Consider the following 21,845-nt stretch of genomic DNA (forward strand, 5'->3'; position numbering starts at 1 on the left):
GTGACGATGCTGGCACGGCCGCGCCCGGCCTGTCAACGAGGCGACGGAAGGCTCGGGCCGGGGCGAACGAGGGCGCGGGAAAAGAAAGTTGCCGCCTCCGGAACGCCTGCTACAGTGGCCGGGACCTGATAGTTCGTGATCGAGGAGTGGCAGACGTGGCGGGTGACGACGACATCTCCGGGTGAGATCCGGATCTGACGGCCATCGGCCGGTGCTTCAGGAGCGCCGCCGCCGGGATGGTCCGTTTCGTCGTACCCACTTTCCGCACGTCTGCTCAGGGCAGGGGTCTACCTTCCTGCCCTCATTCCCTTCGAGGTCATCTCCATGTCCGACGCTGCCGTCGTCTGCTCCAACCTCTCCTTCGCCTGGCCCGACGACACCCGGGTCTTCCACGACCTGTCCTTCACCGTGCCCGCCGGCCGGACCGGCCTGGTCGCCCCCAACGGCGCCGGCAAGAGCACCCTGCTCAAGCTGATCGCCGGTGAACTCAAGCCCGCCACCGGCTCGGTGACGGTCACCGGAAGGCTCGGCTACCTCCGCCAGAGCCTCCCCCTGACCTCCCACCTCACCGTCGCCGAGGTGCTCGACATCGCCGGGATCATCCGCGCCATCGACGCCGTCGAGTCCGGGGACGTCGACGAGCGGCACTTCACCACCATCGGCGACGACTGGGACATCGAGGAGCGCACCCGCGCCCAGCTCGACCGTCTCGGCCTGACCGGCCTCGCCCTGGACCGCAGCCTGAGCACGCTCAGCGGCGGCCAGATCGTCTCCCTCGGCCTCGCCGCCCAGCTGCTCAAGCGCCCCGACGTCCTGCTGCTCGACGAGCCGACCAACAACCTCGACGCCGAGGCCCGGCACAAGCTCCACGACGCGCTCGAGGACTTCAACGGCTGCCTGCTGCTGGTCAGCCACGACCGCGCGCTGCTCGACCGGATGCAGCACATCGCCGAACTCGGCAACGGCGAACTACGCTTCTACGGCGGGAACTTCACCGCCTACGAGGAGGCCGTGCAGGCCGAGCAGGAGGTCGCCGAGAAGAACGTCCGCAACGCCGAGCAGGAGCTGAAGCGGGAGAAGCGGGAGATGCAGCAGGCCCGCGAACGCGCCGAGCGGCGTCAGAGCAACGCCGCCCGCAACCTCAAGAACGCCGGCCTGCCCCGGATCTTCGCCGGGAACATGAAGCGCGGCGCCCAGGAGTCCGCGGGCCGGGCCGGCCAGATGCACGCGGCCCGGGTCAGCGAGGCCAGGGCCCGGCTCGACGAGGCCGGGCGCGCCCTGCGTGAGGAGCAGCGCCTCTCCCTGGACCTGCCCGACACCCAGGTGCCCGCCGGACGCAACCTCTTCCTCGGCGAGGGCCTGCAGGTCCGCCACGCCGGCCGGCCGGTGTTCGCCGACGGCGGCGTCGACCTCAGCGTCCGCGGCCCCGAGCGGATCGCGCTGACCGGCCCCAACGGCGCGGGCAAGAGCACCCTGCTCAAGCTGGTCACCGGCGAACTCGTCCCGGACGGCGGGGAGATCACGCGCAACGACGGGCGGATCGCCTACCTCTCGCAGCGCCTGGACCTGCTGGACCTCGACCGCACCGTGGCGGAGAACTTCGCCGCCTTCGCCCCCGAGCGGCCCGAGACGGAGCGGATGAACCTGCTCGCCCGCTTCCTGTTCCGCGGCGCCCGGGCGCACCTGCCGGTCGGGGTGCTCTCCGGCGGTGAGCGGCTGCGCGCCACCCTGGCCTGCGTGCTGTGCGCGGAGCCCGCCCCGCACCTGCTGCTGCTCGACGAGCCGACCAACAACCTCGACCTGGTCAGCGCCGGCCAGCTGGAGAGCGCCCTGAACTCCTACCAGGGCGCCTTCCTGGTGGTCAGTCACGACGAGCGGTTCCTCGCCGAGATCGGGGTGAACCGCTGGCTCCGGCTGGCCGACGGCACGCTGAAGGAGACCGGGGCGCCCGCGGTGTGAGCCGCCGACGTGTGACACGGCCCGCGCCCAGGGCCGTCGAGCCCCCGTGCCCGGCGGCCCCCACCCCCACGTCGGAAGGTTTCCCCGTGCTCCAGCACGCCCTGCTCGCCCACGACGTCGTCCGCAACCTCGGCGGCCGGCGCGTCCTCGACGGCGTCGGCCTGACCGCCGCCCCCGGCCACCGGATCGGCCTGATCGGGGAGAACGGCGCCGGCAAGTCCACCCTGCTGCGGGTGCTCGCCGGCGTGGACCGCCCCGACGCGGGAAGCGTCTCCCGCCCCGAGGACCTCGGCTTCCTCCACCAGGAGCTGCCCCACGAGCCCGGGGCGACGGTCGCCGCCGTGCTGGACGACGCGCTGCGCGAGGCCCGCGAGGACCTCGCGGAGCTGGACCGGCTCGGCTCGGAGATCGCCCGGATCCCGGAGTCCGACCCCGGCCACGCGGACCTCCTGGACGCCTACGGCAGGCGGCTGGAGCTGGCGCAGAACCGGGAGTCCTGGGACGCCGACCGCCGCGCGGCCCTGGTCCTCGACGGGCTGGGCCTCGGCGCGCTCGGGCACGACCGCACACTCGGCTCGCTGTCCGGCGGGCAGCGCGGCCGGCTGGCGCTCGCCGCGCTGCTCGTCCGCCGGCCGTCCGCGCTCCTGCTGGACGAACCGACCAACCACCTGGACGACGACGGCGCAGCCTTCCTGGAGGAGCAGCTCCGCGCCCTGCCCGGCACCGTGGTCCTCGCCTCCCACGACCGGGCGTTCCTGGACGCCGTCTGCACCGACCTGGTCGACCTGGACCCGGCGGTGGACGGGCCGGTCCGCTACGGCGGCAACTACAGCGCCTACCTGGGCGAGCGGCGCGCCGAGCGGGCGCGCTGGGAGCGGCGGTACGCCGAGGAGCAGCAGGAGCTGGCGCAGCTGCGCCGATCGGCCGGGGTGACGGCGCACCTGGTCGCCCCGGACCGGGGGCCGCGCGACCACGAGAAGATGGGCTACGGCCACCGGGCGGGCCGGGTGCAGAACCAGGTCTCCCGCCGGGTGCGCAACGCCACCCGGCGGTTGGAGGAGCTGGAGCGCGCGCAGGTCCCCGAGCCGCCGCGCCCGCTGCGGTTCGCCGTCGGGGCGCCGGCCGCGGACACCGGGCTACCGGCCGCGGACACCGGCGACGGCCTGGCCGCGGACACCGCGCTGCCGGCCGCGGGCGCCGGCGAGGACCGTCGGCCGCTGGTGTCGCTCCGGGACGTCCGGGTGCCGGGGCGGCTCGCGCTGGACGGTCTGGAGGTGGCGGCCGACGACCGGCTGCTGATCACCGGCGGCAACGGGACGGGCAAGTCCACGCTGCTCGCCGTGCTCGCCGGACACCTCACCGCCCGGGGCACGGTGCACCGGCGGCCCGGGCTGACGGTCGGCCTGCTCACCCAGGACACCGTGTTCGACCGGCCCGACCGCACCGTCCGCGACACCTACCTGCTGGCGCTGGGCCCGTCCCGGGCCGAGCGGGTGCCGCTGGCATCCCTCGGTCTGCTGCACCCCGCGGACCTGGACAAGCCCGTCGGCCGGATCTCCGTCGGGCAGCGCCGACGGCTCGCGCTGGCGCTCCTGGTCGCCGACCCACCCCGGCTGCTGCTGCTCGACGAACCCACCAACCACCTCTCCCCGCGCCTGTGCGACGAACTGGAGGAAGCACTCGGCACCGGTCCCGGGGCGATCGTCCTCGCGAGTCACGACCGCTGGCTGCGCCGGCGCTGGCAGGGGCGCGAGCTGCGGCTCGACCCAGCCGGCGCCCGCGTTATTGCACCGCCGCGCAGTCACCTGTCAGCATGGTGATGTGAACCTTGACCATGTCTTCGTCTGCGGGCACCCCGCCCTGGACTTCGCCGCTACGCTCCGTGCCCGGCGCACGGTCCGGTTCGAGATGTTCGTGACGCCGGAGCGCCTGAACGCCTGGTACCTGGACTCCGGGCTCGTGGACACGATCACGCCTGGTGACGAGCACGACGTCCGCGAGGCGACGACCGTCCGCGAGGCGATCTACCGGCTCGTCACCAACCGACGGCTCGACGAGCCGTTCGACCGCGAGGCGCTCGCCGTGCTCAACGCCGCCGCGCGCAAGACGCCCGTGACGCCGCAGCTCACCATGACCGGGCGGCACAACGAGGCGACCCCCGAGCAGGCGCTGGCGACCGTCGCGCGGCAGGCGGTCGAACTCCTCAGCGGCCCTGACGTCCCGCTGATGAAGGAGTGCGGCAACCCGGAGTGCACCCGGATCTACATCGACCGCTCCCGGGGCATGCGCCGCCAGTGGTGCGGCATGGAGTCCTGCGGCAACAAGATCAAGGCTGCCGCCTACCGCGCACGGAAGAAGACGCCGTCCGAGAAGACGCCGTCCGCGGCCGGCGCCCGGTAGCCCCGGGAACCTCTCAGCACCCCCTCGGGCCACGGCCCCGCACGACGAGTGCGGGGCCGTGCGTCGTCACGGGCGTCGGCGCACCGGCCCCGGCACGGGTACCATGCAACACCCCATCCGTGCCTTAGGGAGTGAACGGTTGTGACCCGCCAGCCAGCCTCCACGCTCCGGTCCCGCTACGTGGAACAAGCCGCGTCGGACCTGGAGAAGAACCACCAGCGACAGCGGGAGCTGGCGGAGGAGCTCAGGACGCTGAAGCAGGAGGAGGCCCTCCTGGCCGAGATCCTGAGTGTGGCCGAGCGCCACGAGGGGCGCTCCGGCCGGGCGATTCCTTCCGGGCGGACGCCGGTGGAGCCCGCCGCCGTCCCCACTGCCCCCACCGCCCCGGCCGCCCGCACGGCGAAGGCCGGTGCGAAGGGGACTTCGCACCGGCCTCTGCTCGGCGACCTGCTGGCGGAACTACTGGGCAGACACGAGGAACCGTGCCTGGCGAAGGACCTGCGCGACGAGCTGATGGCGACGTACCCGAAGCGCAATCCGACGCCCCAGGTCGTGCGGAACACCCTGGAGTCCCTCGTCGCCAAGGGGCGCGTCCGGCGCCACAAGCAGCAGCGTTCCGTGATGTACACCCTGGTGCGCGCGGGCCTGGCCGACTGACCGGCCGGCCCCCGGACTCACACGAAGAACGAGGCCCCGGGGCCGTACCCCAGCAGCTCGACGGTCTCCGCCCAGCTCCACAGCTGCGCGGCGTCCGGCCACGGCCGCTCCCTCCGGGGTCGTTGCCCGCCGGAGACGCCGGAACACCGGTCAAGGGCGTGACGGATACGTCCGGCCATCCGGAGACATGTGTGTGTCGAGGAAGCCATGGCCCTTCGCCCTCCGGTCGACGGTGTGCGTACGTGTGAGTGTGCGGGTGTGAGCGGGCCCCGTGCCGGACGGGGGAAACAGGCACGGGGCCCGCGTTCAGGGGGTGGGTCAGGCAACGACGCCGGCGTGGATGACGACCGGGATGTTGCCGCGGGTGGCCTTGGAGTACGGGCAGATCCGGTGGGCGGCCTGCGCCAGCTCCTCGGCGGTGGCCTGGTCCACGCCGCCGAGTACGGGGCGGAGGACCGCGGAGAGCGAGAAGGCGTCGTCGTCGCCGTGGTTCAGCGTGATCTCGGCGGTGATGCTGGTGCTGGTGAGCCGGACCTTGCGGTCGCCGGCCGCCCGGCGGACGGCCCCGAGGAAGCACGCCGCCCAGCCGGCCGCGAGGAGCTGCTCCGGGTTGGTCGCGGTGCCGGCGCCGCCGAACTCCTTCGGAATGGCGAGACCGGTCTCCAGCAGACCGTCGGAGGAACGGACCCGGCCGCCGTTGCGGCCCTCACCGTCGACGTCGACGACGGCGGTGTAGCTGACTGCCATGACTGGTGCTCCCCATCTGGATCGGATCGGCGTCCGACCACGTCCGGCGATGCACTCGAACCCGGAGAGCATCACCGGCCCGGCCGGTGATGCAATGATGGCAACTCAGCGCGTCACCAGTCAAGCCGGTGACGCGATTCGGTCGTGACGGGATGCGACGGTGCCGTTCGGGTGCAACGTCGTCGGGGCGGTGAGTGGGAGACGGGGCGGTGGGTGGGAGAGGTGAGACCGCCCCGCTCCAGAAGCCGCCTGTCGCCGTCCTGGAGTCCGGCGAGGCGGCCCCGCCGGCCCGGTCGGGCGGGCGGGGCCGCAGGTCAGATCCCGTCGAGGGCGTGGGCGAGGGCGGCCCGCGTGGTGATGCCGAGCTTCGGGAAGATCTTGTATAGGTGGGCCCCGACGGTGCGGGGCGACAGCTGGAGCTGCCGGCCGATCTCCTTGTTGGTCAGCCCGGTCGCGGCCAGCCGGGCGATCCGCAGTTCCTGGCCGGTCAGCTCGGGCGCCGCGGTGGCCGGTCCGGTCTGCGGCGGGGCCACCGAGTCCCCGGCGGCGCGGAGCTCCTCCTCGCACTGCGCCGCCCAGGGGGTGGCCCGCAGGCGGCGGAACGCGTGGTGGGCCGCGCGCAGCGCCTCCCTGACGCCGGGCCGGTGGCGGCGGCGCAGCCACGCGCCGTGGGCGAGCCGCAGCCGGGCGAGGTCGAACACCCACTGCTCGGCGCCCGGGACGGCGTATGCGGCCTCGTAGGCGGCGTCGGCCTCGTCGTCGGCGGCCAGGGCGGTGGCGGCCGCGCACAGGAAGGCGTGGTGTGCGGAGATCTCGGCGGAGCGCGCCGCGGCTCCGGCCGCGAGGTGGGCCCGGGCCTCCTCGTGCCGTCCGGTGTGCACGGCGGCCGTCACCAGGTCGAGGACCAGCGTGTGGTGCCAGGGCCGGCCGCCGGACAGCCGCCCTGGCGGGGTGAGCTCGGAGAAGTGCCCGTACGCCTCCTCGTAGCGGCGGTGGGCGAGGGCGGCCAGGCCGCGCAGATGGGTCAGCCGGTCGAGGACGTACCGCATCCGGGCGCGGGTGGCGATCGGCCGGACGGTCCGCTCGACCTCCCGCAGGGCGGCCTCGTCGCCCCGGCCGGCGAGGAAGTGGGCGTGGTACTGACGGAACATCAGGGCGTTGGTGTGGTAGCCGAGTTCGTCCGCGATCTCGGCCTCGCGCAGGCAGACAGCGGCGCGGTCCCAGTGTCCGAGCAGGTAGTCCTGGTGGGCCCTGGCCTTGGCGACCGAGCCCTGGGTGGCGTAGCCGTGCAGGCCGGTGAAGCGCTGCCACAGGTCGCCGTCGGGCCGGTCCAGCGCGGCGGAGGTCCACAGTAGGAGCCAGGCCGCGCCGGCCTCCTGCGCCCCGGTCAGGCCTTCGGCCGTCGCCAGCAGGGCGGCGGCGGCGTCCGGGCCCGGGTCGGTCCAGGCGCGCAGGCAGAGCCGGCCGACCTCGGAGACGTTCTCCCGGTGCCGTTCCAGGGCGCGCCAGGCCCAGGGGTCGTCCGTGTAGGTGGCCGCGAGGAGGAGCTTGAAGTAGACCTGTTCGACCAGCCCGCCGAAGGTGTCGGCGCCCGGCGCGGTCAGGGTGTCGAGGGCGGCGGGCAGCAGCGCGGCGGAGGACTCGAAGTCGACGTGGTGGCTCTGGTCGGCGTAGACCACCGCGTAGGAGAACAGCGGGTCGATGTCCTGCGGGACGGTACCGCTCTTCAGTTCCTCGACCAGTGCCACGGTGTGGCGCAGTTGCCCGCCGCGGGCCGCCATCACCGCGGCCCAGGTGAGCCTGCGGACGCGGTCGCAGCCGCTGGGGCTGAGGGCGGCGGCGCGTTCGAGCAGCAGCGCGCCCTCCGCCTCGCCGCCCCGGCCGGCGAGGTCGCGGCCGGCCTCCTGGAGGCGGCGGGCCAGGTCCTCGTCGGGCAGCAGCGCGGCGGCGGCCTCGTGGACCAGTCGCCGGGGGTCCTCCGGTGCGAGGGCGTCGGACAGGGCGCGGTGCGCCTCCCGGCGCGCGGTGTCGGAGGCGGCGGAGACGACGGCGGTGCGGACCAGGGGGTGCCGGAAGACGAGCTGCCCGGCCGGGTCGAGCCGGGCCAGGCCCTCCTCCTCGATCCGTGCCAGGATCTCCCGCGCGTTCTCGTCGGCGAGGGCGCGCAGCCACTCGGCGCTGCCGGAGTCGGGGCCGGTGGCCAGGGCGCCGAGCAGGAGGAGGCGGCCGACCTCCGGGGTGACCGTGCCCAGCCGTTCGGCGAACATCCGCTCGAGCTTGCGCCCGAGCGGCAGCCGCTCGGGCAGCGGAGCGGCGCCCCGTTGCTGGGCGGCCGCCAGCTGGCGCGGCAGTTCCACCAGCGCGAGCGGGTTCCCGGCCGCCTCGGCGAGGACGCGTTCCCGCGCGGGCGGCGCGAGTTCGGGGTAGCAGGTGCCCAGCAGCAGGGCCGCGTCCGCCGGGGGCAGGGCCGGGACGTCGACGGCCTCGGCCGACCAGATCTGGGCGGCCGCGCCGTCCGGGCGGGTGGCTCCGACGACCGCCACCGGCAGCTCGGCGCACCGCCGGTGCAGGAAGGCGAAGACGGTCCCGCTCGACGAGTCGATCCAGTGGAGGTCGTCCAGGAGCAGCAGCACGGGGGCGGTCCGTACCGCCTCCTGCAGCAGGGCCAGCGTGGCGGCGCCGACGGCGAAGCCGCTCGGGGTCCCGGAGCGGACGCCGAACGCGCTCTCCAGGGCCTCCCGCTGGTGCGCGGACAGTGCGCCGGAACGCTGGAGCGGCGACCGGAAGGCCTGGTGGAGGGCGCCGAAGGCGAGGTCCGTCTCCGCCTCCGCGCCGACCGCGCGCAGCACGGTGAACCCGCGCTCGCGCGCCATCCGCTCCACCCAGGCGATCAGCGTGCTCTTGCCGACACCGGCGTCGCCGCGCAGCAGGACGGTGGAGCCGCTCGCGCCGTCCTCGGCCTGGACCAGTGCCGCGGTCAGCAGCTCCGTCTGCCGCTGCCGACCGACCAGGACCGGAAACCGCCTGTCCTCCGTCACTGGTGCCTCTCCCTCGCCCCGGCCGGTCCGCTCGCCGGGGACCCAAGGCTACCGCCCGCCGGAACCGCTCCCGAGGTCGCCGGCCGGGCGGCGGGAACGTCGCGGCCGGGCCGTCCCGCGGCTGCGGTCACTCCCGGTAGAGCAGGACGGTGAGGCCGGCCAGGACGGCGCTGGCGACCAGGGCCCAGGCGATCTGGCCGTGCAGGACGAGGACCGCGCCGGGGGCGGCGCCGGCGAGCATGGTGACGACGGAGAGGATCTTCCGGCGCTGGCGGGGGGCGGTGCCGCCGGCGAGGCGGGAGTCGGCGGCCAGGCCGGTCAGGGTGAGGGTCAGCACGGTGGTGGTGAGGTCGGGCACGCCGAGGCCGCGGACGGTGCCGTTGCGGATGCCCATCGCCAGGGCGAGCAGGGCGATCACCGGGTACTGCGCGGGCCCGTCGGCGCTCCAGACGAAGGTGACGGCCGCGGCGGCTCCATACAGCCCGGCCTCCAGGACGAAGACCGTGCGCAGCCGCGCGGCGCGGTGGGATCCGGCGTTCCGGGTGGCGAGGCGGCCGGCCACGCCCGCGCCGAGCAGGAAGGCCGCGAGGGAGGTCAGGGAGCCGGTGACGGAGAAGCCGGGTGCTCCGGCGAGGGCGAAGGCGATGACGACGACGTTGCCGGTCATGTTCGCGGTGAAGACGTGGCCGAGGCCGAGGTAGCTGACGGCGTCGATCAGTCCGCTGACCAGGGTGAGGCCGAACAGGGCCAGGGCCAGCGGGTGGCGGTCGTGGATCTGCGGTCCGGACGGCTGCGGCGGCGGGGGTGTGGTCACGACGGCTCCTCGCGGGGGGAGGTGGGGGAATCGGGGATGCGGGCGGGGCACCGCCTGGTGCAGGCGGTGCCCCGTGACGGGACCGGCGAGTGCGTCAGAAGAAGCAGGGGTCCATCGGCGTCTGGGACTGCCCGGGCAGGGCGAGGCCGCGCGCCTGGCGCCAGGCGTGCTGTTCGCCGGAGGCCGCCACGGCCTCCAGCACGCCCTCGGCCTGGCGGACGCCGGCGGCCAGGCTGGGGGCGGGGGTGGCGTGGTAGCCGCCGAACTCGGTGACCGGGCTCCAGGACGGCGAGATCTCCGGCAGTTCGGGCGCCAGGCCCTCGTGCTCCTGGGCGGCGTGGACGATGCGCCCGCCGACGACGGTCAGGACGGCCTCGATGTGCGGGATGTCGGCCTCGGGCACCGTGAAGTAGTCGGCGCTGAGCAGCGCGAGGTCCGCGTAACTGCCCACCGTCAGGCGGCCCTTGACGTCCTCCTCGCCGGTGAGGCGGGCGCCGCCGAGGGTGTAGAGCTCCAGGGCCTGGGCGCGGTCGAGCCGGTTGTGCTCGGCCGCGAGGCGTCGGCCGGAGACGGCCCGGCCGGAGACCAGCCAGTGCAGGGCGACCCACGGGTTGTAGGAGGAGACCCGGGTGGCGTCGGTGCCCGCCGCTACGGTCAGGCCGCGGTCCAGCATGGCGCGCAGCGGCGGCGCCTCGGCGGCGGCGGGGGCGCCGTAGCGGTTGACGAAGGCCTCACCCTGGAAGGAGAGGCGGTTCTGGACGGACACGGCGCCGCCGAGGGCGGCGATCCGGTCGAGGCTGTCCTTGCTGACGGTCTCGGCGTGGTCGAAGAGCCAGCGGTTGCCCTGGGGGAAGAGGCCCTCGGCGGCGAGCTTCTCGAAGACGGCGAGGTCGCGGCGGATGGTCTCGTCGTAGGTGGCGTGCAGGCGGAAGCCCCAGCCGTTCTCCATGAGCAGGCGCACGGCCTTCTCGAACTCGGTCTCGTAGGAGCCCAGTTGCGGCCGCGGCTCGGTGAAGTTCTCGAAGTCGGCGGCGGCCCAGGTGAGGTTCTCCCCGGCGCCGTTGAGGCGCAGCCACTCGTCGCCCTCGCCGGGGCGGACGGTGTCGACCCAGCGCTTGAGGTCGTCGAGCTCCTGCCCGGCGGTCTGCGGGAAGAGGTGGTAGGCGATGCGCAGGCTCAGCTCGCCGCGGCGGGCGAGCTCCATGACGGTGCCGTAGTTCTCGGGGAAGGCCTGGAAGCCGCCGGCCGCGTCGATCGCGGAGGTGAGGCCGAAGCGGTTGAGCTCGCGCAGGAAGTGCCGGGTGGAGCCGATGCGGTCGGCCTCGTCCAGCATCGGCGCCTTGGCGAGGGTGGAGTAGAGCAGCAGGGCGCCGGGGGCGGCGATCAGCAGGCCGGTGGGCTCGCCGTCGTTGCCGCGCACGATCTGGCCGCCGACCGGGTCGGGGGTGTCGCGGGTGAAGCCGGCGGCGCGCAGGGCGGCCTTGTTGAGCAGGGCCGACTGGTAGAGGTGCAGCACGAAGACGGGGGTGTCGGGGGCCGCGGCGTTCAGTTCGGCCAGGGTGGGCAGGCGCCGCTCGGCGAACTGGTCGGCCGACCAGCCGCCGACCACCCGCACCCACTGGCCGGGCGGGGTGCGCTCGGCCTGCCGGCGGAGCATGGTCAGGGCCTCGCGCAGCGTGGGGACGCCGTCCCAGCGCAGCTCCATCACGTAGTTGAGGCCGCCGCGGATGACGTGCAGGTGCGCGTCGTTGAGGCCGGGGACGGCCCGGCGGCCGAGCGCGTCGACCACCCGGGTGCCGGGGCCGACCAGCGGGACGACGTCCGCGTCGTCGCCGACGGCCTGGATCCGTCCGTCCCGGATGGCCACGGCGGTGGCCTGCGGGCGGCGCGGGTCGTTGGTGAAAACCTTGGCGTTGCGCACGACCAGGTCGGCGGGCTCGTCGGGGGTGCCGGGGCGGACGCCGGCGACAGGCATGGTGGACAAGGGAAGCCCCTTCGTTGGGTGGGTGATTCGGCGCGAGGCCACCCGGCGAACGTAGGCAGGCGGCGGTGGGGCGAGGTTCTTCGCAGCGCATGGCCGGTTGCCCGGCAGCGCACTGACGCGGGCCGACCGGGCGGGTGCGGTGGGTCGTGCGTTGTCGGGACAGTCCCGGGCGCAGAGCGAGCAGAACCGCCCGCCGATCGCGGGCTAGTGTCGTTGACGTGAAGCCCCGCCGATCCGGCCGGGCCAAGCCTGACGCGGTGTCACTTTCCCGCGTCGCTCCCCTCATTCACGAGAAAGAGAAGACCCATGGTCGACTTCGCCAACGTCCACGCCGCCCCGAGCCCGGACCTGCTCACCCCGGACAACGCGATGATGCTGTTCGTGGACCACCAGCCGCAGATGTTCTTCGGCACCGGCAGCGGCGACCGCACCGCCATCATCAACGCCACCGAGGGCCTGGCCAAGGCCGCGAAGATCTTCGGCGTCCCGACCGTCCTGTCGACCGTCGCCGCCGAGTCCTTCTCCGGCCCGATCCTGCCGCAGCTGAAGGCCGTCTTCCCCGACCAGGAGGTCATCGACCGCACCACGATGAACGCCTGGGAGGACGAGGCCCTGGTCGAGGCCGTCAAGGCCACCGGCCGCAAGAAGATCATCCTCTCCGGCCTGTGGACCGAGGTCTGCCTCGTCCTGCCGGCGCTCTCGGCGCTGGACCAGGGCTATGAGGTCTACGTCGTCGCCGACGCCTCCGGCGGTGTCAGCCCGCTGGCGCACGAGCACGCCCTGCAGCGGATGACCGCCGCCGGCGCCGTCCCCGTCACCTGGATCCAGGTCCTCCTGGAGCTCCAGCGCGACTGGGCCCGCGCCGAGACCTACGTCGCGGTCACCGAGCTCGTCAAGGAGCACGGCGGCGCCTACGGCATCGGCCTGGTCTACGCCCAGTCCATGATCAACCCGCACGCCGCCGGCTGACGGACCCCATCGATCCGACGGAGTCCGACATGAACACGGGTCTACTCCTGCTGCGCCTGGTCGTCGGCCTGCTCATCGCGGGCCACGGCGTCCAGAAGGTCAGCTTCCACCTCGGTGGCGGCGGACTCGACGGCGGTAGCGCCGAGTTCCGGGGCGACGGCTTCCGCGGTGGCAAGCTCACCGCGGTGGCCGCCGGCGGCACCCAGATCGGCGCCGGGCTGATGCTCGCCGCCGGTCTGCTCACCCCGCTGGCGGGCGCGGGCGTCATGGGGGTGATGACCGTCGCCCTGACGGTCAAGTGGCCGCACGGCCTGTGGGTCCAGCACGACGGGTACGAGTTCCCGTTCGTCCTGATCGCCACCGCCGCGGCACTCACCGCCACCGGCCCCGGACAGTGGTCCGTCGACGGGGCGCTCGGCCTCGCCGACTGGCCCCTGTGGTGCCTGCCCGCCGCCGTCGTCGCCGGCGTGGGCGGCGGACTGGCGACCCGGCTCGCCCTGCACCGCGACTGACCCCGGTCAGCACCGCGGTCAGGCAGCCGACACCGGACGGGCTCGGGCCCGGGTGGGAAGACCACCCGGAGCCCGAGCCCGTCGGCATACATGCGAAGTACCCGAAGTACCCGAAGTACCGAGAGCAGGGAGCGAGATGATGACGACACCGACGACGGAAGAGACGCGCGTACGCGAGCCGGGCCCGACGGAGGCCGGGAACGGGGCGCCCACGGGCGCGGACCGGGCGGCGGGCCCCGACCACGAGCCGGACCTGCACGCCATGACACGGCTCACCCTGCGGCCCATCGCCTCGCCGATGCCCCTGGGCTTCTTCACGGTGGCCATCTCCTCCACCGTGGCCAGCAGCCTGCAGCTCGGCCTGGTCGACGGCGCGTACCGGCAGGCCGTGGCGCTCACGCTGTTCTCCGCGTTCGTCCTCCAACTGCTGGTCAGCATCCTCGCGTTCGGCGCCCGCGATGTCATCGCGGCGACGCTGATGGGCGGGTTCGCCGGTGCCTGGCTGGCCAACGGCCTGGTCACGGCGTCGGACGCCCTCGGCGGTGCCCGGGTCCTGGGCGTGATGAACCTGGTGTTCACCGTCTTCGCGGCCCTGATGGCCTCGGTGGCGAGGCCGAAGAGGGTGCTGTGGGTGCTCCTGATGATCGCCGTTCCGCGCTACCTCGTCGCCGGCCTCTACGGCGTCTCGGGCGAGGCCTGGCTGGGGCACGTCGCCGGGGCGCTCGGCATGCTCCTCGCCGCGGTCGCGATGTACGCGGCCTACGCCCTGATGCTGGAGGAGCTGCGGGGCCGGGAGGTCCTGTGGATCGGGCGCAGCGGCCCCGTGCGGGACGCCATGCACGCGGGGCTGACCGGCCAGCTGAACCGGCTGGAGCAGCAGGCGGGCGTGCGCCGGACCCTGTAGCGGACGTCCCGCACGGGCTCCCGGGCTCGGGGTTCCCCTGGCGGAACGCGAATCGGCTGTGCCCGTACCGGGTTTCCGGTACGGGCACAGCCGATTCGCGCATGCCGGTCGGCAGTTCGTGGGAACCACGCCAGGGGCCGGCTCAGCGGCCACCGGCCAGCCTGCTCAGTTCGGCGTCCCAGTCGATCAGTCGGGCCTCGTCGCCGCGCGGCACGAGGGCGAAGCTCCGCTCGCGCAGCCAGCTGTGCACCGGCTCGACCGGGACGTCGATCGAGGCGGTGCCGTCGTCCCCCCTGAGCGTGATCCGCAGCAGCCGGCGGCCGTGGCAGCGGCACGGCGGGGCGAACCGCACGTCGCCCATCCCCGCCGGCCGGTGCAGGCCCTTCCACAGCAGGTCGCGGGAGAACTCCCACGTCCCGACCGCCGGGTCGGAGCCGGGGAACTCCATGACCACGGAGAACGGCGCCCGCGCGCGGTACACGAAACGCACCGGCAGGTCGATGAACTTCCCGTCCCCGATGTTGAGTTGCGCGTTCAGTACGGGCGTGGCGCAGTCCCCGGCCGCGGCGGGGCCGTGACCGGGGAACGGATGGCGGCCGGGCACGGGTACCTCCGAGGACGATGAGCGGAAACGAGAAAAGTGCCGGGCCCGCCGACGAACGGGCCCGGCACTGAGCGGAGCCGGGCCTGCCGACGAACAGGCCCGGCCCGCGGTCACTCCCCGGTACCGGGAGCGACGACCAGGTGCTCGGCGAGGAACCAGACCTGGGTCTCGCCGGTGCGGATGATCTGGGAGACCAGGAGGTCCTGGGTGCCGTCGTCGCCGAGCTCCGCGGTACGGGTGGCGGCGTCGCGGACGTCGGCGAGGATGGTCTCGTGGGCGTCGAGCAGGCGCGAGAGCATCGAGTGCACGCCCTCGATGCCGTCCGGCGGGCGCGGCACGCCCGTGATCTCGGCGGCGTGCCGGGGGTCGCCCACGGCGACGCCGCCGAGGCTCTGCACCCGCTCGGCGAGCGCGTCGACCAGCTCCAGCTGCTCCTGGGCGTGCTTGTCGAACAGCAGGTGCAGCTGGTAGGCCGTCGGTCCGCGCATGCCCCAGTGGTACTTCTTGTACAGCGCGTACAGGAACTGGGTGTCCGCGAGGACCCGGTTGAGCCGCTGGCACGAGTACTGCCGGGCGTCGTGGGAGAGCGCGATCGGCAGCTGGGTGACGGTGCCGAACTCCTGGATCTCGGGACCGTGCTGGTGGAGGCGCGGCTGCTGGTTGGTCATGGTGCTCCTTGGCTCTGTGCTCGTGGGGGCGGCTCTGTGCTCCTCAGGCTAGGAACGCGGCCGCCGCGGCCTGTTCCGACGGCGCACTGCCTGCGGTCGGTCCGTGCACCGAAGGGCAGTTCGGGCCCCCGCCGTCAACTCCCGCTCCGGCTCGGCGCTCTGGGACGACTCGGGGTGCTCTCACAGGCAACCGGCCGGATCCGGTGGCGCCTAGCGTGGGCCCCGTTGCAGCCCCCCGCTGCGCTAGGAAAGGGAAACCCCATGCCTTACATCACCGTCGGCCAGGAGAACTCCACCTCCATCGACGTCTACTACGAGGACCACGGCACCGGCCAGCCGGTCGTGCTGATCCACGGCTTCCCGCTGAACGGTGACTCCTGGGAGCGCCAGAGCGCGGCCCTGCTGGACGCCGGCTACCGGGTCATCACCTACGACCGCCGCGGCTTCGGCCGGTCCTCGCACCCGACCACCGGCTACGACTACGACACCTTCGCCGCGGACCTGAACACCGTGCTGGAGACCCTCGACGTCCGCGACGCCGTCCTGGTGGGCTTCTCCATGGGCACCGGCGAGGTCGCCCGCTACGTGTCCGAGTACAGCTCGGCCCGCGTCGCCAAGGTCGCCTTCCTGGCCTCCCTGGAGCCGTTCCTGCTGAAGACCGACGACAACCCGGACGGCGCCGCCCCGAAGGAGTTCTTCGACGGCGTCGTCGCCGCGGTGAAGGCCGACCGCTTCGCCTTCTACACCGACTTCTTCAACGACTTCTACAACCTGGACGAGAACCTCGGCACCCGGATCAGCGAGGAGGCCGTCCGCAACAGCTGGAACGTCGCCACCTCGGGCGGCGCCTTCGCCGCCTCGGCCGCGCCGACCACCTGGTACACCGACTTCCGCGCCGACATCGCCCGCATCGACGTGCCGGCCCTCATCCTGCACGGCACCGGCGACCGCACCCTGCCGATCGAGAACACCGCGCGCCCCTTCCACAAGGCCCTGCCCGCCGCGGACTACGTCGAGATCGAGGGCGCCCCGCACGGCCTGCTCTGGACCCACGCCGAGGAAGTCAACGCCGCGCTGCTCGCCTTCCTCGCCAAGTAGCCCGGACGGCCGCCCCACCCGAACGCGGCCGTCCGCACAGACGTCGGTACCGCCGGCACCGCCCCAGGCCCAGTGGTGGCGGCGGTACCGACCACCGCGCACCCGCGCCCGGTGTCCGTTCGAACGGACACCGGGCGCGCTCCACGACAGGAGGTTTCCCGTGAAGCTTCGTTCGGCCCGCCGCATCGTTCCGCTGGTGGCGGCGCTCGCCGCCGTCACGGCCGCCCCCGCCGTCTCGGCGGCCCAGGGCGCACCCCAGAGCGCGTCCCAGAGCACGTCCCAGAGCACCGCGGCGAGCGCGTCGGGCGGGCAGCACCGCCAGTTCGCCGTCGGCCCGCAGTACGACACCACCCACGTCTACGTCGAGCCCGGCACCGAGCAGGCCTTCGTGACCAGCTGGACGTCCACCTTCGGCGGCACCACGATCGGACCGGTCTCCACCCAGGTGACCCCGGCGCCGAGCCGGACGCTGTCCGAGCTGGTCGTCTCCCCGGTCGGCACGCTGTCGGTGTTCGACTACACCACGCCCATCCCGTACCCCTTCGGCACCGAGCGCACCGGCTGGCTGGTGACCGACCTCGACCAGGCGGTCAAGGCCGCCCGCGCCGACGGCGCGACCGTCACCGTGGCGCCGTTCGCCGACCCGATCGGCCGGGACGCCGTCGTCCAGTTCCCCGGCGGGATCAGCGCCCAGCTCTACGTGCACACCGGCCCGACGTCGTACCCGCCGCTGGCCAGCGTGCCGGAGAACCGGCTCTACCTGTCGCCGGACGCCGTCGGCGACTTCCTGCACAGCTACCTCGCCTTCACCCAGGGCCGGATCGTCTCCGACGACCGGAAGGCCGACGGCGCCGCCCTCGGTCTGCCCGGCACGACGTACCGGCTCATCCGGCTCACCTCCGGCTTCGGCACCACCACGGTCGCGGTGACCGACGGCCACCTGCCCTACCCGTTCGGCAAGGAACTGACCGGCTACGGGGTGTCGGACCTCGGCGCCACCCTGGACAAGGCGAAGGCCGCCGGCGCCACGGTGCTGTCCGGACCGGTCCGCGCGGGCGGCCGGGACAGCGCGATGGTGCGGTTCCCCGGCGGTTACGTCGCGGAGATCCACACCGAGCGCTGACCGGCAGGACGCACTCACCGGCGGGCGGCCGGGCACCTCGTCGCCCGGCCGCCCGCCGGCACCGGCGCGTCCGCGCACCGGCTCCGCGGAACGCCGCCGCTACCGCACGGAGGCCGCCGCCGGCCGTACGGAAGCCGATCCGGCCGCCTCGTGGATGAACTCCGCGACCGTGCTCGGCCGGGAGACGGCCACGGCGTGGGAGGCGTCGGGCAGTTCGAGGACGGTGGCGCCGGCGCGCTCGGCCGTGAAGCGCTGGACGTCCGGCGCGAGCGCCTGGTCAGCGCCCGTCACCAGGGCCCACGAGGGCTTCGCGCGCCAGGCCGCCACCGTCGGCGCGTCGGTCAACACCCGCTCGGCCACGGGGCGTTGGATCGCGGCCAGCACCTGCGCCACCTCCGCGTCGAGGTCGGCGGCGACCAGCGGCCGAAAACACTCCGCGGGCACGGTGAGCTCCGCCGGACGGCCGGTGCCGCCGGTGGTGGACTCGGTGCGCCGCAGCCGGGGGATGAGCGGCGCGGGAGCGAAGCGGCCGGCGAGCGTTTCGTGGCTCTCCCCCACGTCGGGGAGGTAGGCGGCCACGTAGACCAGCGCGAGGACCTTGGGGGCGGCCCCGGCCTCGGTGATCACGGCGCCCCCGTAGGAGTGGCCGACCAGGACGACGGGGCCGTCGATGCCCGCGACGACGTCGGCCAGGTAGGCGGCGTCATGGGCGAGGCCCCGCAACGGGTTCGCGGCGGCGAGGACCGTCAGTCCACGGCGGTGGAGTTCGGCGACGACGCCGAACCAGGTGGTCGCGTCGGAGCAGCCGTCGTGGACGAGCACGACGGTGGGCCGGATGGAGGGCATGGCGGCCTTTCGGCGGGTGGCGGAGGAGTCGTGGCGCAGGGGGTCAGGAGGCCGGGGTGCGGCTGTCGTTCTGGGTGGCGTAGGCCTGCCACTCACGCGGCGAGACCCCGTAGGCGTCGCGGAACGTCCGGCTGAAGTGGGAGTGGCTGACGAAACCCCACCGGTGCGCCACCGCGGAGACGCTGCGCTGCCGGCGCGACGGCCGCTCCAACTCCCGGCGGCAGGCGTCCAGTCGGCGTTGCCGCACGAACTGGCCCACCGTCGTCCCGTCCTGCTGGAACAGCTTGTGCAGATAGCGCACCGAGATGTGCTGCGAGCGGGCGATCGACTCCGGCGCCAGATCCGGATCCGCGAGGTTCTCCTCGATGTGAGCCCGGATGCGTGCCAGCAGCTCCGCCGCGCCGCCCGGCTGCTCCGGCGCCTCCCGCTCCAGCAGCTCCGCCACCAGGACCGCCACCATGTCGCAGACGCTGCGCGCCAGGTGGTTGCCCGGCCGGGCCCGGTGCGCCCGGGACTGGACGACGAGCGTCCGCAGCAGCTGCGAGGCGAGCGAGCCGACGCCCTCGCTCCCCCGCGCCACCAGCCCGCCCGCACGCCGGACGTCGGCCTGCCGCACGCCCAGGTAGAAGCACGGGACGCGGAAACGCACCATCAGACTCTGCGCGTCCTGCAGCAGACCCACCGGGTGCACGGCGGTGCCGATCAGCAGGTCCCCCGGCGCCAGCACCGTGCTGACACCCCCGCGCCGTACGGTGGCCGCGCCCCGCACGTGCAGGAGGACGTAGAGGCAGTCCTCGGGGTCGGCCCCGGGCGGCGGGGACAGGACGTCGACGCAGTCGCCGCCGTCGAGAGCAACCTGGACGAGCTGCTGGGCTCGGCGTTCGGGCGCAGGGCTTTCGGGCGCGGGGGTTTCGGGCATGGGCGAGGGACCCGACGGGATCACGGGAGGCTCCGACCGGTTGCGAGGGTTCAGTACGGGTGCTGGGGCTCGCCGCGCCGCACGGAGAGGGGCACGGCGGCCGGGGGATGAGCGGCAGCTCGTGGTGACGATTCTCGCCGCGCACCGGACCCGTTGACCACCGACCGACGTAGGGATTGCCCAACGAAGCTTCATCGCTCTGTAGCAACGGCCCACCCCGGCCGCCGGCTACCGGACGGCAGCCTCCGGGGCGGACTGGAGCAGATCCCACAGCCGCAGCCCCATGTGCAGCACCAGGCGGTGCGCGCCGTCGTCCAGGTCCAGGCCCGTGATCTCCTGGATCCGGCGCAGCCGGTAGTACAGCGAGGTGCGGTGCAGTTCCAGCACCTCCGCCGTCCTGGGTACCGATCCGGCGTTCTCCAGGAAGCAGCGCAGGGTCTCCTCCAGCCGGGCGCCGGCGCTGTCGTCCAGCAGGCGCCGCAGCGGGTTCGGCAGGAGGGACTCGTTGAGCGCGCTGTCGGGCAGTTGGAGGAACACGGCGTACTCCCCGAGCCGCTCCCAGTCGCCGACGCCCTCCAGCCGGGGCAGACGACGGGCCGCGCGCACCGCGACCAGAGCCTGCTCGTGCGAGATCCACGCGTCGGCGAGCGCCGTCCGCCGGCCGCCGACACCCACCGCCACGGACGGCCCCGGGCCGAGGAAGGTCGTCAGGGAGCGGACGACGGCACGGCCCTGCAGGTCCAGGTCCTCCTCCGACGGCTCCTTCTCGAAGACCTGCACCAGGACCGCCCGGTCCTGGTCGACCGCCGGCAGCCCGTGGGCGGTGCGGGTCCGCCGGAACGGCTCCAGGGCGCCGCGCAGCGCCACCGCGACCTGGCCGGAGGGCCCGCGCTGTCCGGTGACGGCCACGCTGGTCACCACGACGTGGGGGCCGGCCGGAAGGAGTCCGTCGTCCACCAGGCGCTGGTGCGCCGCGCAGCGCAGCGCCGAGTCCGAGCCGACCAGTCGGCCCACCAGCCCGCGGATGTGCTCCTCGTCGTCGTCCGAGGCGAGGCGCTCGGCGTACATCTCGACCGCCACCGTGCCGGCGACCCGGTCGATGGCCTCGGTCTCGGCCTCGGTGAGGGGCTCGCCCACCGCCACGACCATCAGGATGCCCAGCAGGTGGCCGCGCTCGCGGATCGGGACGCAGTAGCGCGGCTGCAGCCCCAGGTCGTCGCGGCCCGGCAGGACACCCGGGCCCGTCCACTCGGCGACGCCCCGGGACAGCACGTAGCGGATGGCCTCGTCGTCCGCCACGCCCTGCAGCAGCGTGCGCACCCGCACCCGGTCCTCGTCCCCGAAGTGCCGGCTGGCACAGATCATCCGCACCAGCGGGTCGTCGAGGACGACCGAGCGCCCCAGTTCCTCGGCCAGGCCGTCCACCAAACTCTGCAGCGCCTCGCCTCCCGCACGCGCGCGCCGGATCCACATCGTCATGATTGCCTCCCGGCGCATTCATACAAGGAGCGGAACGGGAGGGGCGGACATTCGACAAAACGAGGAAACAGCGGCTCCCCGCGGGCCGGACGTCCTCTCCCCGGGCCGCTTCCACACCTGGAAGAGCCTCCGCGCACGCGGCCGGAGCACGGTCACTGCCAGTGAACTCCATTGCCACACAGCCGAGTTGACCCGAAGCAGGACCGGACGGCGACCGCCGCTCCGGTCACCGGCCGCGCCGTCCCACAACTGTCGTACGGAGTGGACGCGACGGCGGGGAGCCCGCGCCCGGCCCCGTCCACCGCGCGAAAGGTGCGCGGATCGTCACCCCGCGGTGCACGGGCGGAACATCCGCGCCCGCCGCCGCCCGCTAACCTGAAGACCGGTTCCGCCTCCCCCTGCTCCTCGGCAGCTCCCAGGGCTCGAGGCAGGAGCGTCGCGCCGTCACCGGCGCCGACGCTCCGATCGTCCGGTGTGGCCCCGTCCCGATCGGACACCGCACCCGCCGGCCCCACGCCGGCCCCGGACGGCCCCTCTCGGCCTCGCGCCGGCCCCACCCCGACACCGCCCAGGAGAGACCTCCCGTGCCCACGCACCAGCCCCTGCCCAGCCCCCAGCCCGGCCCGGACGCCACCACCACCGACCTCACCCTCGACGCCCGGCTGGTCCTCGGCGAGCACGAGTCCGTCGACATCCCGGTGCGCCTCGGCTACCGCAGGGACGACCCGCTCGCCGTCGCACTCGAGTTCCTCGGCCCCGCCGCGGAAGCGGGCACCTGGCGCTTCTCCCGCGACCTCCTCTGGGAGGGCCTGCAGAGACCCGCCGGCCTCGGCGACGTCCGCATCTGGCCGCCCTGCACCTGCCACGGCCGCGCCTCCCTGCGCATCATGCTCCGCGGCTGCGACACCGTCGTCCTCATCGACCTGCCCTCCCGCCAGGTCCGCCGCTGGCTCCGCCGGGACTGCTTCACCCTGGTGCCCCAGGGCTCCGAGGCCGGCCTGATCGACTGGTCCGCCGAACTCGACGGCCTCGCTTCCTAATGTCGTTGTCAAGCCGTCTCGGTCGCTGGGGGTGTGATGTGGTAGCACCGTCTGTCACGAATCAGGGCCCAGAGAACGTTGACG

19 protein-coding genes are annotated in these 21,845 nt (G+C 73.9%); 10 read left to right on the forward strand and 9 right to left on the reverse strand.

Annotated elements, in window-relative coordinates:
* The first annotated feature begins 324 nt into the window (after positions 1 to 324).
* From abc-f to ACZ5OX_RS24945, 4 genes are all read left to right on the forward strand, one after another.
* Positions 325 to 1,959 (forward strand): ribosomal protection-like ABC-F family protein, encoded by a 1,635-nt coding sequence (gene abc-f, locus ACZ5OX_RS24930; RefSeq protein ID WP_465633082.1) that lies wholly within the window; start codon positions 325 to 327, stop codon positions 1,957 to 1,959.
* A gap of 86 nt (positions 1,960 to 2,045) precedes the next feature.
* Positions 2,046 to 3,779: an ABC-F family ATP-binding cassette domain-containing protein gene (locus ACZ5OX_RS24935; RefSeq protein ID WP_465633084.1), complete on the forward strand. Its 1,734-nt coding sequence runs from the start codon at positions 2,046 to 2,048 to the stop codon at positions 3,777 to 3,779.
* A 1-nt stretch (position 3,780) separates the two neighbouring features.
* A complete protein-coding gene (locus tag ACZ5OX_RS24940) occupies positions 3,781 to 4,359 on the forward strand; it encodes a CGNR zinc finger domain-containing protein (RefSeq protein ID WP_392917784.1) in 579 nt (192 codons plus the stop codon).
* Positions 4,360 to 4,500: 141 nt separating this feature from the next.
* On the forward strand, positions 4,501 to 5,016 hold the full coding sequence (locus tag ACZ5OX_RS24945; protein WP_465633087.1) for a hypothetical protein: 516 nt from the start codon (positions 4,501 to 4,503) through the stop codon (positions 5,014 to 5,016).
* 318 nt (positions 5,017 to 5,334) lie between these two features.
* Here ACZ5OX_RS24945 and ACZ5OX_RS24950 read toward each other — a convergent pair whose 3' ends face one another.
* From ACZ5OX_RS24950 to ACZ5OX_RS24965, 4 genes are all read right to left on the reverse strand, one after another.
* A complete protein-coding gene (locus tag ACZ5OX_RS24950) occupies positions 5,335 to 5,763 on the reverse strand; it encodes an Ohr family peroxiredoxin (RefSeq protein ID WP_392875088.1) in 429 nt (142 codons plus the stop codon).
* Positions 5,764 to 6,077: 314 nt separating this feature from the next.
* Positions 6,078 to 8,801, reverse strand: coding sequence for a helix-turn-helix transcriptional regulator (locus ACZ5OX_RS24955; RefSeq protein ID WP_465633089.1), 2,724 nt, complete (start codon positions 8,799 to 8,801; stop codon positions 6,078 to 6,080).
* Positions 8,802 to 8,928: 127 nt separating this feature from the next.
* Positions 8,929 to 9,615, reverse strand: a complete 687-nt coding sequence (locus ACZ5OX_RS24960) for a YoaK family protein (RefSeq protein ID WP_465633091.1) — start codon at positions 9,613 to 9,615, stop codon at positions 8,929 to 8,931.
* 94 nt (positions 9,616 to 9,709) lie between these two features.
* Positions 9,710 to 11,590, reverse strand: coding sequence for an amidohydrolase (locus ACZ5OX_RS24965; protein ID WP_465633139.1), 1,881 nt, complete (start codon positions 11,588 to 11,590; stop codon positions 9,710 to 9,712).
* 315 nt (positions 11,591 to 11,905) lie between these two features.
* On the opposite strand from ACZ5OX_RS24965, the gene ACZ5OX_RS24970 reads away from it, so the two are divergent.
* From ACZ5OX_RS24970 to ACZ5OX_RS24980, 3 genes are all read left to right on the forward strand, one after another.
* Entirely contained in the window at positions 11,906 to 12,568 is a 663-nt protein-coding gene (locus ACZ5OX_RS24970) for a hydrolase (protein ID WP_465633093.1), read from the forward strand.
* A gap of 29 nt (positions 12,569 to 12,597) precedes the next feature.
* Positions 12,598 to 13,080, forward strand: a complete 483-nt coding sequence (locus ACZ5OX_RS24975; RefSeq protein ID WP_465633095.1) for a DoxX family protein — start codon at positions 12,598 to 12,600, stop codon at positions 13,078 to 13,080.
* A gap of 136 nt (positions 13,081 to 13,216) precedes the next feature.
* Positions 13,217 to 13,984 (forward strand): GPR1/FUN34/YaaH family transporter, encoded by a 768-nt coding sequence (locus ACZ5OX_RS24980; protein ID WP_465633097.1) that lies wholly within the window; start codon positions 13,217 to 13,219, stop codon positions 13,982 to 13,984.
* Positions 13,985 to 14,126: 142 nt separating this feature from the next.
* On the opposite strand, the gene ACZ5OX_RS24985 is transcribed toward ACZ5OX_RS24980, so the two are convergent.
* The gene (locus ACZ5OX_RS24985) at positions 14,127 to 14,588 is read right to left on the reverse strand and encodes an SsgA family sporulation/cell division regulator (protein ID WP_465633099.1); all 462 of its coding nucleotides are present in this window, start codon (positions 14,586 to 14,588) and stop codon (positions 14,127 to 14,129) included.
* Between the two features lie 110 nt (positions 14,589 to 14,698).
* Complete coding sequence (locus ACZ5OX_RS24990) at positions 14,699 to 15,256, reverse strand: Dps family protein (RefSeq protein ID WP_465633101.1); 558 nt, start codon at positions 15,254 to 15,256, stop codon at positions 14,699 to 14,701.
* A gap of 261 nt (positions 15,257 to 15,517) precedes the next feature.
* Here ACZ5OX_RS24990 and ACZ5OX_RS24995 point away from each other — a divergent pair, with 261 nt between their 5' ends.
* Positions 15,518 to 16,354, forward strand: coding sequence for an alpha/beta fold hydrolase (locus ACZ5OX_RS24995; RefSeq protein WP_465633103.1), 837 nt, complete (start codon positions 15,518 to 15,520; stop codon positions 16,352 to 16,354).
* A gap of 160 nt (positions 16,355 to 16,514) precedes the next feature.
* Entirely contained in the window at positions 16,515 to 17,477 is a 963-nt protein-coding gene (locus ACZ5OX_RS25000) for a VOC family protein (RefSeq protein ID WP_465633105.1), read from the forward strand.
* Positions 17,478 to 17,576: 99 nt separating this feature from the next.
* Here ACZ5OX_RS25000 and ACZ5OX_RS25005 read toward each other — a convergent pair whose 3' ends face one another.
* From ACZ5OX_RS25005 to ACZ5OX_RS25015, 3 genes are all read right to left on the reverse strand, one after another.
* Positions 17,577 to 18,323 (reverse strand): alpha/beta fold hydrolase, encoded by a 747-nt coding sequence (locus ACZ5OX_RS25005; protein WP_465633107.1) that lies wholly within the window; start codon positions 18,321 to 18,323, stop codon positions 17,577 to 17,579.
* A 43-nt stretch (positions 18,324 to 18,366) separates the two neighbouring features.
* Entirely contained in the window at positions 18,367 to 19,242 is an 876-nt protein-coding gene (locus tag ACZ5OX_RS25010; RefSeq protein ID WP_465633109.1) for a helix-turn-helix domain-containing protein, read from the reverse strand.
* A gap of 228 nt (positions 19,243 to 19,470) precedes the next feature.
* Positions 19,471 to 20,721 carry a PucR family transcriptional regulator gene (locus tag ACZ5OX_RS25015; protein ID WP_465633111.1) on the reverse strand — a complete coding sequence of 417 codons (1,251 nt, stop codon included), beginning with the start codon at positions 20,719 to 20,721 and terminating at the stop codon, positions 19,471 to 19,473.
* A gap of 584 nt (positions 20,722 to 21,305) precedes the next feature.
* On the opposite strand from ACZ5OX_RS25015, the gene ACZ5OX_RS25020 reads away from it, so the two are divergent.
* Positions 21,306 to 21,761, forward strand: coding sequence for an SsgA family sporulation/cell division regulator (locus ACZ5OX_RS25020; protein ID WP_465633113.1), 456 nt, complete (start codon positions 21,306 to 21,308; stop codon positions 21,759 to 21,761).
* The last annotated feature ends 84 nt before the right edge of the window (positions 21,762 to 21,845 follow it).

Source organism: Kitasatospora sp. NPDC032121 (assembly GCF_055580145.1).

What these genes read in the sequence shown, in the direction of transcription:
- abc-f (WP_465633082.1), top strand. Translation starts at nt 325, where the DNA reads ATGTCCGACGCTGCCGTCGTCTGCTCCAACCTCTCCTTCGCCTGGCCC.
- ACZ5OX_RS24950 (WP_392875088.1), bottom strand. Translation starts at nt 5,763, where the DNA reads ATGGCAGTCAGCTACACCGCCGTCGTCGACGTCGACGGTGAGGGCCGC.
- ACZ5OX_RS24965 (WP_465633139.1), bottom strand. Translation starts at nt 11,590, where the DNA reads ATGCCTGTCGCCGGCGTCCGCCCCGGCACCCCCGACGAGCCCGCCGAC.
- ACZ5OX_RS24970 (WP_465633093.1), top strand. Translation starts at nt 11,906, where the DNA reads ATGGTCGACTTCGCCAACGTCCACGCCGCCCCGAGCCCGGACCTGCTC.
- ACZ5OX_RS24975 (WP_465633095.1), top strand. Translation starts at nt 12,598, where the DNA reads ATGAACACGGGTCTACTCCTGCTGCGCCTGGTCGTCGGCCTGCTCATC.
- ACZ5OX_RS24980 (WP_465633097.1), top strand. Translation starts at nt 13,217, where the DNA reads ATGATGACGACACCGACGACGGAAGAGACGCGCGTACGCGAGCCGGGC.
- ACZ5OX_RS24990 (WP_465633101.1), bottom strand. Translation starts at nt 15,256, where the DNA reads ATGACCAACCAGCAGCCGCGCCTCCACCAGCACGGTCCCGAGATCCAG.
- ACZ5OX_RS24995 (WP_465633103.1), top strand. Translation starts at nt 15,518, where the DNA reads ATGCCTTACATCACCGTCGGCCAGGAGAACTCCACCTCCATCGACGTC.
- ACZ5OX_RS25005 (WP_465633107.1), bottom strand. Translation starts at nt 18,323, where the DNA reads ATGCCCTCCATCCGGCCCACCGTCGTGCTCGTCCACGACGGCTGCTCC.
- ACZ5OX_RS25010 (WP_465633109.1), bottom strand. Translation starts at nt 19,242, where the DNA reads ATGCCCGAAACCCCCGCGCCCGAAAGCCCTGCGCCCGAACGCCGAGCC.
- ACZ5OX_RS25015 (WP_465633111.1), bottom strand. Translation starts at nt 20,721, where the DNA reads ATGACGATGTGGATCCGGCGCGCGCGTGCGGGAGGCGAGGCGCTGCAG.